The organism is Vibrio sp. 10N.222.54.A3 (assembly GCF_041474095.1).
Taxonomy (GTDB): domain Bacteria; phylum Pseudomonadota; class Gammaproteobacteria; order Enterobacterales; family Vibrionaceae; genus Vibrio; species Vibrio crassostreae_C.
On record NZ_JBFRTN010000017.1, the window covers coordinates 39,778 to 54,309 of the forward strand.

A 14,532-nucleotide genomic window follows, 5' to 3' on the forward strand; every position below is an offset into this window, starting at 1 on the left:
GCGCGCATTCAGGTAACTGTTTGCTAATAAGCGGTTTACTAATAAACTGTTTGCTACAACGAAAGGTCATCAGTGGTAGAGAATATCTGCCACTGATTTTTTGTTTCTGGTTCATCGAATTTTCGATAAGCTAGAGCAGCTTCAAGTTCAGTTTCACCGTCAGACATCTAAAAGTGCCAAAAAACACTGGCACTGTATATTTATACAGGTATCGTATGAATCGCTATATTTTCCAACTTAACATCTCATATCAGCAGTTTTTGGCCAGCTATTCTGGTACGGCAAGTAAAGTTCAAGTGATAACAACAACAGGTTTACGCTTACAGTTACCTGCAACTCGGTTCAGACCATTTCTTACACAAATAGGGGTTAGAGGGCAGTTTAGGCTGACAACTGACCAAAAAAATAAGTTTATTAAGTTAGAAGCTCTGTAAACCTTGGCATGCCTAGTGAGTTAAAAGGAATCTTAATCACATAATCAAACATTTCACCTCTTACCACCTCCAAAACAATTAACTATTTTTCAATAATGCTTTTACAATAAATGAATGCATTACCTTTGCTTAACTCGTTAGTAGAAAAGAGCTCAACGGCACGTTTCAAACACCAGATTAAGTGATCCCCCTAATAATAAAATATAATTCTAATTGTGGAGTGTGACTATGACCGCACGTGAAACTGTGGTTCCAGTTTTACTTGAAAAAGTTTACAAGCTGATTCAAGACAAACTTGACCTTGCTCATCGACCTCTCGTAACTCAACTTGCTCAACACTTGTTTAGTAACGTTTCTCACGACGATCTAACTCAGAGAAACGAATCCGATTTATATGGTGCTGTAGTTAGCTTATGGCATCACATCAATGAAAAGAAAGCCGACGAAATCTCTGTACGCGTATTCAACCCGACGGTAAGTCGTCAAGGTTGGCAGTCTACTCATACTATCGTTGAGATAGTCGTTCCAGACAGTCCATTCCTTGTTGATTCCGTAAAAATGGCATTGACTCGCCTAGACCTTTCTTCTCACCTTATGCTTCATAACCCAACACAAATCTCTCGCTCAGATAAGGGCAGTGTTGTCGGTGTAAGCAATAACGAAGGTGCATTCCAATCGCTTTTCCATATTGAGGTTGACCGTCTTAGCAGTAAAGCTGAAATGACAGCTCTTAAAACGGAGCTACTGGATATCTTTACCGATACTAGCTTAGTTGTGAACGATTGGTTGAAGATGGTAGAACGACTTGAAGAAGTAACCAATCAAGTAGAAAAGCAGAAAGAGAGCATTCCTGTAGATGGCCAACGTTTTGATGAAACGTTGGCGTTTCTTCGTTGGTTAGGTGAACACAACTTTACATTCATGGGTTATAAGGAATATGACCTAGTTTCAGTTAACGGCGACACTGAACTGCAACCGACCAAGGAGCAAGGTCTTGGTTTGTTTGCGAACTCAGATCGTGTACGTAACGTTAAGCTATCTGAGTTTTCTGATTCGGCACGTCTTGAAGCGAAAAAGCCTTATGTGCTTATCGTAACCAAGGGCAACACGGCTTCACGCATTCACCGCCCAGCTTACAACGATTACATTGGTATTAAGAAGTTCGATAAGAACGGTAAGGTCATTGGTGAGCACCGCTTTACTGGTCTTTACACATCTGCCGTTTATAACCAAACCGTTGAAACGATTCCTCTTGTTCGCGAGAAAGTAGAACGTATTTTGGATGCGAGTGGTTACCGTGAAGGTTCATACTCTTACAAAGCGCTGCACAACATTCTTGAAAACTACCCACGTGATGAACTGCTGCAAGCTCGAGAAGAAGAGCTACTAGAAGTCGGTACGGGCGTAGTACAAATGCAAGATCGCGATCTCCTGCGTTTGTTTGTTCGCAAAGACCCGTTTGGTCGTTTCTTTAGCTGCATGGTTTACGTAACAAAAGATCGTTACAACACTGAGCTTCGTCGCCAAACACAGCGCATCTTGAAACAGTACTTTGGTTGTGAAGAAGAGGTTGAATTTACAACGTACTTCTCTGAAAGCCCGCTAGCAAGAACGCACTATATTGTTCGTGTTGATAACAACAACATGGATGTGGACGTGAAAACAATTGAGCAAAATTTAATGGAAGTATCGTCTACGTGGGATGACCGTCTGTCTGAATCTATCATTGCAAACTTCGGTGAAAGCAAAGGTCTTCCATTGTCGAAAGAGTACATGCGTGCATTCCCACGTTCGTACAAAGAAGACATGATGCCAGGTTCTGCTGTTGCCGACATTGAACGTTTAGAAGCGCTAAGTGAAGACAACAAACTGGGTATGCTTTTCTACCGTCCTCAAGAAGAAGCGGCAGATTCAAAAGCCGTTCGTTTGAAGTTGTTCTATCACAGCGATGAGCCAATTCACCTTTCTGATGTTATGCCAATGCTTGAAAACTTTGGCCTACGCGTTATCGGTGAATCTCCATATGAAGTGCGTAAAACCAACGGTGTGACCTATTGGATCCTTGATTTCTCTATGCTGCACAAGAGCGATAAGACCATTGATCTTCGTGAAGCTCGCGATCTTTTCCAACAAGCCTTTGCGGCAATCTGGGCGGGTGAGTTAGACAGCGATGGTTTCAACCGCTTAGTACTTGGCGCTGGTCTTTCTGGCCGTGAAATCTCAATCTTACGTGCTTATGCTCGTTACATGCGTCAAGTTGGTTTCCCATTCAGCCAACAATACATTGAAGACACATTGTCTCATTACCCAGAATTAGCGAAAGGGCTAGTGAGCCTATTCGGCAAGCGTTTTGACCCGAAACTGAAGGGCAGCGTAAAAGGCCAACAAGATCTTATTAAGAAGATCACTGAACAGTTGGATCATGTAGAAAGCTTGGATGATGATCGTATCATTCGTCGCTACATGGAAATGATCACTGCAACGCTTCGTACTAACTACTACCAAGTAGACGAGAATAAGCAGTCTAAACCTTGGTTGGCTCTGAAAATGAGACCAAGCGAGATTCCAGATATCCCTGCGCCGGTTCCTGCGTTTGAGATCTTCGTTTACGCACCAGACATTGAAGGTGTGCATTTACGTGGCGGTAAAGTAGCACGCGGTGGTTTACGTTGGTCAGACCGTCAAGAGGACTTCCGTACTGAGATTCTAGGCCTAGTTAAAGCGCAACAAGTTAAGAACACGGTTATCGTACCGGTTGGTGCTAAAGGTGGTTTCGTTTGTAAGCGTCAACACATGATGTCTGGCCGAGACGAGATCTTTGCTGAAGGTCAACGTTGTTACAAGCGCTTCATCCGTGCATTGCTAGACGTTTCAGACAACATCATTGAAGGTGAGGTTATCCCACCTAAGAGCGTTGTTCGTCACGATGAAGATGACCCATACTTGGTTGTTGCAGCCGATAAAGGCACCGCGACATTCTCAGATCTAGCGAACTCAGTAGCTGAAGAGTACAACTTCTGGCTAGGTGATGCGTTTGCATCGGGTGGCTCTAACGGTTACGACCACAAAGCCATGGGTATCACGGCGAAAGGTGGCTGGGAATCGGTTAAACGTCACTTCCGCGAAATGGGTATTAACTGTCAAAGCACAGACTTCACTGCCATTGGTGTGGGTGATATGGCGGGTGACGTATTTGGTAACGGTATGCTGCTATCTAAGCACATTCGCTTGCAAGCTGCGTTTAACCACATGCACATCTTCATTGACCCGAATCCAGAATCAGCATCAAGCTGGGTAGAGCGTGACCGTCTGTTTAATCTGCCTCGTTCAAGTTGGGAAGATTACAATAAAGACCTGATTTCTCAAGGTGGTGGCATCTTCTCTCGCCGAGCGAAGTCTATCTCTTTGACACCTGAAATTCAGAAAATGCTGGGTACCAAGAAAGCATCAATGGCACCAAACGACTTGATCAAAGCGATCTTGTCTATGAAAGTTGATCTACTTTGGAACGGCGGTATTGGTACTTACGTTAAGTCTTCTAGTGAGACTCATACCGATGTGGGTGACCGTGCAAATGACGTGCTACGTATCGATGGCCGTGACCTGAAAGCTAAGGTTGTTGGTGAAGGCGGTAACTTGGGTATGACTCAATTGGGTCGTATTGAATACGCTCTAACGGGCGGTCGAGTTAATACTGACTTTGTCGATAACGTTGGTGGTGTAGATTGCTCGGATAACGAAGTTAACATTAAGATCTTCTTGAATGGCTTGGTGTCTAATGGTGATCTTACCGTTAAGCAACGTAACCAAGTTCTTGAATCTATGGAAGATGAAGTAGGTGAAATCGTACTAGACGACGCTTACTGCCAAGCTGAGTCTATCTCTGTTACTGAGCATCAAGGTGTAGGCTTAGTGAAAGAGCAAATCCGCTTTATCCACACAATGGAAAAAGCCGGGTACTTAGACCGTGGTTTGGAATACATCCCAGATGACGAAACGCTGCTAGAACGTGAGAAGCAGGGCCAAGCACTAACAAGACCAGAGCTATCAGTATTGATCGCTTACGGTAAAATGGTTCTAAAAGAAGATCTTGTGAGTGATGACATTGCGAATGATGAGTTCCATGCTCAACAACTGATGCAATACTTCCCAACAGAGTTACGCCGTAACTACTCTCAGCACATGGATAACCATCCACTTCGTGCAGAGATCATTGCGACTGCGCTTGCTAACCAAATGGTTAACGAGATGGGCTGTAACTTCGTGACTCGCTTGCAAGAAGAGACGGGCGCGAACATTGTTGATATTGCGAATGCTTACGCGGCATCACGTGAAATCTACGGCCTGGGTAAGGTATTGAAGAGCATCCGTGAACTGGACAACATCTCAAGTTCTGAAGCTCAATACGAATTGCTTTACCATGTACGTCGTACGCTTCGTCGTCTAGCACGCTGGTTGCTAAGAAACCGTACCGGTAAACAGTCAGTGAATGCATTGATTGAGCTTTACCAAGGTGATGTCGTCGCAATTACTGAGAAGCTGGATGAAAACCTAGTGGCTTCAGAAGTAGAAGAGCATCAAGCAATGGCTCAAGTATGGATTGACCAAGGTGTAAACGCTGAGCTGGCTAATTCAGTGGCTCGTTTGTCTAGCCTGTACTCAGCACTGGATATATCTACAGTGGCTCGTGAAACAGGTAAAACAGTACAGCAAGCGTCTAAGCTTTACTTCAACCTAGGCGACCGTTTGTCACTGCACTGGTTCTTGAAGCAAATCAATGGCCAAGCTATAGACAACAACTGGCAAGCACTGGCGCGTGCAGCATTCAGAGAAGATCTGGATTGGCAGCAACGCCAGTTAACTGGTCAAGTACTTAACTGTGGTTGTGCTTCAGATATCGATGTGATTAAAGCGCTTGATGACTGGATGGAAAGTAACTCTGTTTCTCTACATCGTTGGGAAAGCATCCTAAACGAATTCAAAGTAGGTTCTGTTCATGAGTTTGCTAAGTTCTCAGTAGCACTGCGTGAATTGATGCTGTTGAATCTAAACTGCATGTCAAAAGACTAGTTACTAGATAAGACGAAAAAGTATAAGGGCAGGCCAAAAGGTCTGCCTTTTTCGTTTCGGTAAAGTGGAAACAATAGGCCTAACGACTTTTGAAGAACAAACTTCGACGCAAACGTTGTTTGTTGTTAAGTGACCTGATGGCTGTACTAAGGTTGAGATTAGAAATGGCTTAATAACTTGAAGAAACGATAACGTTTGCTTAATAATGAACCTCATTCGTTAGCAAACTTGATTATCTTACCCTTACAGACAGTAATAGATTGAATAGTTGGGTAAATAAGTAAATAATAGCGCCCCGTTTACACGGGGCTTTTTTCTATCGGAGGCACAATGCTTTACCGTCTAGCCAGAACTGGCTTTTTCCAACTTGATGCCGAAAAGGCACATGATCTTGCAATTCAAAATTTCAAGCGCTTCACAGGCACACCTATTGATCTTTTGTATCGCCAACAATTACCTCACCGACCTGTAGAGTGCATGGGTCTTACTTTTAAAAACCCAGTTGGCCTTGCTGCTGGCCTAGATAAAAACGGCGAATGTATTGATGCATTTGGCGCAATGGGTTTTGGTTTCGTAGAAGTAGGAACAGTGACTCCGCGTCCGCAAGCGGGTAACGACAAACCTCGTTTATTCCGTCTTGTTGAAGCTGAAGGTATCATCAACCGCATGGGTTTTAACAACCTAGGCGTCGACAACCTTGTTGAGAATGTTAAGAAGTCGAACTACGATGGCATCTTAGGCATTAACATTGGTAAGAATAAAGACACACCAATTGAAAAGGGCGCTGAAGATTACTTGATCTGTATGGAGAAGGTATATCAATACGCTGGTTACATTGCTGTGAACATCTCTTCACCAAACACTCCAGGACTTCGTTCTCTACAATACGGCGAAGCTCTAGACGATCTATTGTCTGAACTTAAAACGAAACAATCTGAACTGGAAGAGAAGCATGGTAAATATGTTCCTCTTGCTCTTAAGATTGCTCCGGATCTAAGCGACGACGAAATTCGCCAAATTTGTGAATCATTGATCAAAAATAAGATCGATGGTGTGATCGCAACAAACACAACATTGGATCGTTCAATCGTTGAAGGTATGAAACATTGTGATGAAGCGGGTGGCCTAAGTGGACGTCCTGTTCAATCTCGTAGTACTGAAGTAGTTCGTAAACTTCACGAAGAGCTGGGTGACAAACTGCCGATCATTGGAGTAGGTGGTGTTGACTCGTATGTTGCTGCAAAAGAGAAAATGATGGCGGGCGCGAAGCTTGTACAGGTTTACTCTGGTTTCATCTACAAAGGCCCAGGCCTAGTTGGCGACATCGTTAAAAATCTATAAGCTGAAAATTGCTTTTATTTTTGAAAAGCGACAATCTGGCATCGTCTTACTAAAAGAGACACTGTAACTCACTGAGTTGTAGAGAAAAGCGATAAGAAAGAGGAATTCATTTCCTCTTTTTTTTTGCCTATTGCTCAGTAAAATTACTGTAATTGAAGGTAATTTTGCGTTTTACCTAATGGAATGGTTCAACAGTGTGAGACGAAATGATGCTTAAACCTAGCGATACATGGAGTTGGTATTACGATGAGCAGCAATGTTCATTAATGCTAAACCTCGGAGAGGATATGATTTTCAAAACGAATCTGGTCCGAAATAAGCTGGTGGACTGCGCGTTTAGAGATAATGAATTCACCGTTGATGACGCATCTTCATACCAAACCTTCAAAGAACAAATTTCTGGCTTAGAACTGTCTGAGCCTCGCCAAGCTGAACTCGCGCTTTATTGCGTGGCAGCAAAGCGCTTCCACAAGCCTGTACAGCCTAAGAGTTGGTTCTTCGACTCACAGGGCGTTGGCCACGAATACCCTCAAGAAGGGGATATCGTACAAATGAATAACGAGCATAGCTTAGGGTATTTCATTGTATTAGAAGTGGGAGAGTGTGCGAGCCTATGTGCATTTGTCGATCTAGAAGAGTTTCTGCTTACACCTTCAAAAGGGTTACGCTTTGGCGACTCGATTAAGGTCATGCACGATAGAATGATAGACGCGAACGCTATTCTTCATCAAACGCACATTGCGATGGTCGGTTAGCCTTCAATCTAGTCCATCATTTCTCAAACACATCGCAACGCATCAACCTGTCAAATCTTCCCCAAAATCGGCTCATTAGCCGATTTTTTTTGTGCCTAAAAAACCTCATCCTGATAAATACATCACTGCTTAACCATTTAAATAGTGAACTTACGACTATTTTTTCGCCTTAATTTCTGCCTGTTTTTATCTCCAGAAGTGTAATTTACCCATCTTTATTCCCTGTTTATGTCCTTTTGTAGCTAACTTCCACACTAAATTCACTCTTGGTATATACCAATTGTAGGGTGAATATAAATTCACATTGTCGCTTTGGTCGGTATTTGGTCCTGAATCGTGTTGGTTTGATAGGTCTTATGTTCTAAGGGAATGTGGGTAAGCGATCGCTTCAACACTGTGCGTTTGCTAGCCAGTTAGAAGAAAGATTCAATGAAAAGACGAGTTTAGTGTGATGCTCTAGTAACAAATTCAGGTATAATCGAGCTCATTTTTATCAATAAAAGAACACTATGAATCAATATCTAGCGGTTACCTCAAATGGCCTTGAGAATTTATTAGTTGAAGAACTAACCCAACTAGGGATTACAAACGCAAAACCTGTTCAGGCAGGTGTTAAATTCAAAGCCACCAATGAGCAAATTTATCGTTGTTGTTTGTGGAGCCGTTTGGCTTCTCGATTTGTACGTGTCCTTTCTGAATTCACTTGTATGGACGACATGGATTTGTACCTATCAACCACTGCGGTTAACTGGGTAAATCAATTCCATAGCTCTAAGCGTTTTGTTGTTGACTTCAATGGTACGAACAACGAAATCCGTAATAGCCAATACGGTGCAATGAAAGTAAAAGATGCCGTTGTTGATTGCTTTGAGAAGAAATCTCTGCCTCGTCCTTCTATCAGCAAAGAGAATCCAGACATTCGCATTCACGTTCGTCTACACCGTGATAAAGCGATTCTTGGTGTTGATATGGTTGGCAGCGGTCTTCACCAACGTGGTTACCGTCCAGAATCAGGTCGTGCACCTCTGCGTGAAACACTTGCTGCAGCGATTCTTCTTCGTAGTGGTTGGGATGCGACTAAGCCTTTCCTAGACCCTATGTGTGGTTCAGGTACGTTAGTGATTGAAGCGGCAATGATGGCTGCAAACATGGCTCCAGGTGTTAAACGTCAGAAGTGGTGTTTTGAATCACTAGAAGATTTCGAACCAGAGCTATGGGCTGAAGTGAAAGCTGAAGCGAACGTTCAAGGTCGTCGTGGTGTTAAGAAAGTGGAATGTAAGTTCTATGGCTACGACAATGATGAACGTATGATCAAAACTGCGCGTGACAATGCTCGTCGTGCCGGTGTTGAAGAGTTGATTGAATTCGAAGTAGGCGATGCTGCAAAGCTTAAGCGTCCTACAGAGTTTACTGATGGTGTGATTGTTTCTAACCCGCCTTACGGTGAACGTCTTGGTACCGAGCCGGGTCTTATTGCACTTTACACAGCATTCGGTGCACAGCTCAAAGCTGAATTTGGTGGCTGTAACGCATCTATCTTCTCTAGCTCAGACGAGCTACTAAGCTGCTTACGCATGCGTGCAGATAAACAGTTCAAGTTGAACAACGGTGCGTTACCGTGTCACCAAAAGAACTACTCAATTTCAGATCGTCCGATGTCAGAGCGTCCATCAGGCGAGCAAGAACAATTGATTGCTCCTGACTTCGCAAACCGTCTTAAAAAGAACATCGGTAAAATTGGCAAGTGGGCTAAGAAAGAGCAATTAGATTGTTACCGTATCTACGATGCGGACTTACCAGAATACAATGTAGCGATTGATGTATACCCAGGTCATCTTGTGATTCAAGAATACGCAGCGCCTAAAGATGTACCGGAAGAGAAGGCTAAACGTCGCTTAACCGATATCATCCGTGCTTCTATTCAAGTAACAGGCGTAGAAGCAAACAACGTTGTGCTTAAAGTTCGTCAGAAACAGAAAGGCCGTTCTCAATACCAGAAATTGGCTCAAGACTCATCGAACTTAGAAGTGAACGAGTATGGCGTTAAGCTGATTGTTAATCTTCATGATTACCTAGATACCGGGTTGTTCCTAGATCATAAGATCACTCGTCGTCGTATCGGTGAGATGGCCGCAGGTAAGGATTTCCTAAACTTGTTTGCTTATACAGGAAGTGCATCTGTTCATGCTGCTGTGGGTGGTGCTCGTTCTACAACTACTGTTGATATGTCTAATACCTACCTAGAGTGGGCGAAAGAGAACATGGAGCTTAACGGTCGTGTTGGTCGTCAACATCAGTTTGTTCAAGCTGACTGTCTACAATGGCTAGCTAAAGAGCAGGGTTCTTATGATCTGATCTTTATCGATCCACCTACGTTCTCTAACTCAAAGCGTATGGATCAATCTTTCGATGTTCAACGTGATCACATTCAGCTGATGGAAAACCTTAAACGTCTTCTTCGTGAAGAAGGCACGATTGTGTTCTCTAACAACAAGCGTCACTTCAAAATGGACTTGGAAGCTCTAGATGAGTTAGGTCTTAAGGCTCAGAATATCTCAGCGAAGACACTTCCATTGGACTTCTCTCGCAATAAGCACATTCATAACTGCTGGTTGATTACACATAAGTAGTTAAGAGATCGTATAAGGATATATAGTGCTGACTCTCTACAGTACAGAAGGGTGCCATCTATGTGAGATGGCATTCCAACTCACGGAACAGTTAAACATTAGCCATCACGTCAACGTTGTTGACATTGCATTTGATGATGAGCTCTTTTCCCGTTACGGGGTCACTATTCCGGTGCTCAAATTTGAAAGCTCTGACCTTTCTCAAAGCTCAGAGCTTAACTGGCCATTTGGCTTGTTAGAACTTAATGATTGGTTAAAGAAGAATGGCATTACTTACAATTCATAATGGGCAATTAGCGTTTGGTGATCACCCATTATTAGATCGTGCGGACTTCGTGCTGCAAGAAAACGAACGTATATGTTTAGTAGGGCGCAATGGCGCTGGTAAGTCGACATTGATGAAAATCCTATCTGGAAACATCATCATGGACGACGGTAAGATGCAAATCACGCAAGATGTGGTTGTGTCTCGTCTAGAACAAGATCCACCGCGTAATGAACAAGGTACAGTTTATGACTATGTTGCTGGTGGCCTTGCTGAAATCGGCGAACAGCTGAAGATCTATCATGATCTTCTGGATCTCATCGCGACAGACCCAAGTGAAAAGAATCTAAACCGCCTTACTCGCGTTCAAGAACAACTGGATCATGCTAATGCATGGCGTTTTGAAGATCGTGTAAGTAACGTATTGGCAGCACTTAAGCTGACTGCTGAAACCAAACTGACAGATTTGTCTGGTGGTTGGCAACGTAAAGCGGCACTTGCTCGTGCGCTTGTATGTGACCCTGACGTGCTTCTACTCGACGAACCGACTAACCACTTGGATGTTGCAACCATTGAATGGTTAGAGGGCTTCCTGAAAGACTTCCGCGGTTCAATCATCTTTATCTCGCATGACCGTGCGTTCATTAAATCGATGGCAACACGTATTGTCGATCTTGATCGCGGTAAATTGAGCTCTTTCCCGGGCGATTACGAAAATTACCTTGTTGAGAAAGAAGAGGCGCTTCGTGTTGAAGAAATGCAAAACGCTGAATTCGATAAGAAGCTTGCTCAAGAGGAAGTTTGGATTCGTCAGGGCATCAAAGCTCGTCGTACTCGTAACGAAGGCCGTGTTCGTGCGCTTAAGAAGCTACGTGAAGAACGTTTGAACCGTCGTGAAGTGCAGGGCAAAGCGATTATCCAAATCGACGATGGCCAGCGTTCAGGCAAGATTGTATTTGAAGCTGAGAATCTTAACTTTGGCTTTGAAGGCAAAGAAATTGTTAAGGACTTCAGCTTCAACATCATGCGTGGCGATCGTATCGCTCTTATCGGCCCGAATGGTTGTGGTAAGAGTACCGTTCTTAAGTTGCTACTTGACCAGTTAAAACCTGATTCAGGTCGTCTGCATTGCGGTACGAAACTTGAAGTGGCGTACTTTGACCAATACCGCGAGATCCTTGACCCAGAGAAGTCGGTTATCGATAACCTAGCGGATGGTAAGCAAGAAGTCACAGTAGGCGGTCGTGAGCGTCATGCGCTTAGCTACTTACAAGATTTCTTATTCTCGCCTAAACGTGCTCGCACTCCTGTTAAAGCACTATCTGGTGGTGAGAAAAACCGTCTGTTATTAGCTCGTATTTTCCTCAAATCGAACAACTTGCTGATTCTCGATGAGCCAACCAACGATCTAGATATCGAAACTTTGGAACTTTTAGAAGATTTGCTTGCCAACTATCAGGGTACGCTGCTTTTAGTGAGCCACGATCGTCAGTTTGTTGATAATACGGTAATGACAAGTTGGATCTTTGAAGGTAATGGCGTTATTGAAGAATTTGTTGGTGGTTACCATGATGCCCAGCAGCAAAGAAAGCAGGCATTAGAGTACCGACAGGTTGAAAAGCCATCAAAGCCCGAGAAAGTAGTTGAGGAAACTCCCAAAACTGCGCCAGTTAAGGCTAAACCTAAGAAGTTATCGTATAAGCTACAACGAGAACTAGAAGCGCTACCAATGCGTTTAGAAGAATTGGAAACTCAAATTGAAACTCTTCAGGAAGAAGTCAACGATCCCAGCTTCTTTTCAAAATCTGTAGAGCAGACACAACCAGTTTTAGATAAGCTATCTGCAGCAGAGCAGGAGCTTGAAGTTGCTTTTGAGCGCTGGGAAGAGCTCGAGGCACTACAACAGGAAAGTTAAGAAGTAATAATGACTTGTACTAAATTTAAATTAACTACAGTTGCAGCCCTAGTTTTGGCGGCAACTCATGCTAACGCAGCGCTTTACAAGGTCGTTGAAGTCACTCCTTCAATTACAGGTGCCTCTGAAATCTATGGTGTGGCGATTCAACCTGGTGTTGCGACAGACGGGAAGAATGAGCTTGCGTTAGGTTGCTTCGATTCAGCTGCAACCAACTGTACCGATAGTGCATTTAAACTTGCTGGTGAGACTCGCGATACGCTTGAAGCGGTAAGTTATCGTGAAGAAGTACCATTCGCAATGGATGCACCATTTCAGTACATTCAAGAGCGTGATGATTTCGAAAACTATTGTTATCGAGAGCTGAGATATTCTACATGTGAAAGTTGGGCTGAAAACCGTTGGAATGACACTTGGAGTAAGGAAAGAAATGACCTTACTCACGTAAATGCGAAAGCGTTTGTTGAAGGTGGGGATACTTTTGAAACTCGCAATACGGTAATCAATTCTTTAGATGAGAATGCCCAACCTGTGGGGATCAAATCCAAAGATGATATTCGCAATAATGCGATGTTTACAACGACACCAAGTGGGCCTGCAGGTACATCGGAAACTCGAGCATGGCGTGCTATCAAAGCTAGTAACGGCACAGTTTACAATGTAGGTAGTGTTTCTACTCAAGGTCCTAAAACCGATACTTCGGATACAACGTTTAGTTCAAAAGCTGCTATTTGGGACGGTACAACGACTGAAGAAATTAATTGGCTCCGAAGTGGTGACGCTAAACAGGATGACTACTTCGCCCAAGGTAGCATGCGATCTATTACTATAGGACAAACAGACGATCAGCCCGCAGTAGATATTTTCTACGGTGTAGGCTACAACACTGCTGATGGTAACGGTAGCTTGCAAGACATGAATGCAAGTGTTTTTGTGAGCGACTCACTAGACCTTACCAATGCAACATGGACAACTAAAGAGATTAGCGGCGCAGAAGTTAAGTCTGGTTCATCAAATGATGATGCAAGATACAGTAACTCTGTAGCGACCGATATTAACGACAATTTGTTTGCTGTTGGCTATGCTAAGCGTAACGGTTATGTGCCAGAGAGTGGCAGTGCTGGCAACAAGATTTTTGTAATTGAGGATGCGTCGAATCCTGTAGCTGAATTTGATTTGAACAGCTCTATATTCTTTAATGGTTCAAGTGGTGAAGCTAAAGCGGTCAACAATTACAACGAAATTGTAGGTCAAATTGATGCAGAAACCACTCGTGAAGTCGATGGCAGCGAAAGAAGACACAGAGGCTTTATTTACCCTTACGATCTCCCGTCTTCAACTGATGAACGCCGTGTTGATATTTTTGGTGGTAAAGCATGGTGGTTAGATGACTTAACAAATGATGGTGATGCGTCTAGTCACAATAACCAATTTAGAATCATTGATGCGACGGATATCAATGATGCTGGCGTGATTTCAGCAACGGCTATCAAATGTACAGTCGACGGTAATGATAAGCCTTATGACACAACATCACACAACTCATACTGTGGTGGTGCCTCATCTAACGCAGTCGAAAAGGTTGTAGCTGTTAAGCTTATCCCAATCAAGGGAGCAAGGTATGACACTGGCTCTGACATTGATAGCGTAGTAACTCGTAGCACCGACACCGAGAAAGTTGAGCGCCAAGGTGGTAGCCTAGGTTGGTTAACTTTGACTGTGCTTGGTCTATTAGGGTTCCGCAGAAAATTTAAATAATTTTATCTCCTGAGCCCGAGTTCACAATTCTGAACTCGGGCTTTTTTTCGCCTTGAGAAAAGTGAAAATTTGACCGATTCTTAAAGTTGGAGTCACAAAAACTCCGTAAAGTTGTAATCATTGTATGTTAGTAAATGGAACACCCGTATGAGGACTGCACTATGAAGAGACAAAAGCGTGATCGACTAGAACGAGCACAATCTCAAGGCTACAAGGCTGGTTTAAATGGACGGTCGCAAGAAGCTTGCCCATATAGCCAAATGGATTCTCGGTCTTATTGGTTAGGTGGATGGCGTGACGCCAAAGATGACAAGCAATCAGGTCTCTATAAGTAGATAGGGCGTAAAGAATTCAAGGTCAGGGC

Annotated in this window: 9 protein-coding genes; all 9 read left to right on the plus strand. The window is 43.5% G+C overall.

The features are described 5' to 3' along the window. Positions 1–215 precede the first annotated feature (215 nt). The 9 genes from AB4507_RS04835 (at position 216) to rmf (ending at position 14,503) form a co-directional block, all read left to right on the plus strand. A complete protein-coding gene (locus tag AB4507_RS04835; RefSeq protein ID WP_081325156.1) occupies positions 216–434 on the plus strand; it encodes a DUF2835 domain-containing protein in 219 nt (72 codons plus the stop codon). A gap of 228 nt (positions 435–662) precedes the next feature. Further along, positions 663–5,504 carry an NAD-glutamate dehydrogenase gene (locus AB4507_RS04840; protein WP_017063846.1) on the plus strand — a complete coding sequence of 1,614 codons (4,842 nt, stop codon included), beginning with the start codon at positions 663–665 and terminating at the stop codon, positions 5,502–5,504. A gap of 330 nt (positions 5,505–5,834) precedes the next feature. Continuing rightward, a complete protein-coding gene (gene pyrD / locus AB4507_RS04845) occupies positions 5,835–6,845 on the plus strand; it encodes a quinone-dependent dihydroorotate dehydrogenase (protein ID WP_017063847.1) in 1,011 nt (336 codons plus the stop codon). A 206-nt stretch (positions 6,846–7,051) separates the two neighbouring features. Further along, the gene (locus AB4507_RS04850; protein WP_145575834.1) at positions 7,052–7,600 is read left to right on the plus strand and encodes a cell division protein ZapC; all 549 of its coding nucleotides are present in this window, start codon (positions 7,052–7,054) and stop codon (positions 7,598–7,600) included. Positions 7,601–8,109: 509 nt separating this feature from the next. Beyond that, positions 8,110–10,230: a bifunctional 23S rRNA (guanine(2069)-N(7))-methyltransferase RlmK/23S rRNA (guanine(2445)-N(2))-methyltransferase RlmL gene (gene rlmKL / locus AB4507_RS04855; protein WP_017059679.1), complete on the plus strand. Its 2,121-nt coding sequence runs from the start codon at positions 8,110–8,112 to the stop codon at positions 10,228–10,230. A 25-nt stretch (positions 10,231–10,255) separates the two neighbouring features. Then, positions 10,256–10,516: a glutaredoxin family protein gene (locus tag AB4507_RS04860; RefSeq protein ID WP_019823251.1), complete on the plus strand. Its 261-nt coding sequence runs from the start codon at positions 10,256–10,258 to the stop codon at positions 10,514–10,516. Then, a complete protein-coding gene (locus tag AB4507_RS04865) occupies positions 10,494–12,410 on the plus strand; it encodes an ABC transporter ATP-binding protein (RefSeq protein WP_372182318.1) in 1,917 nt (638 codons plus the stop codon). Before AB4507_RS04860 ends, AB4507_RS04865 begins: the two co-directional genes overlap by 23 nt. 9 nt (positions 12,411–12,419) lie before the next feature. Beyond that, positions 12,420–14,168 (plus strand): DUF3466 family protein, encoded by a 1,749-nt coding sequence (locus tag AB4507_RS04870; RefSeq protein WP_372103484.1) that lies wholly within the window; start codon positions 12,420–12,422, stop codon positions 14,166–14,168. Between the two features lie 161 nt (positions 14,169–14,329). Then, positions 14,330–14,503, plus strand: a complete 174-nt coding sequence (gene rmf / locus AB4507_RS04875) for a ribosome modulation factor (protein WP_017059676.1) — start codon at positions 14,330–14,332, stop codon at positions 14,501–14,503. Positions 14,504–14,532 lie beyond the last annotated feature (29 nt).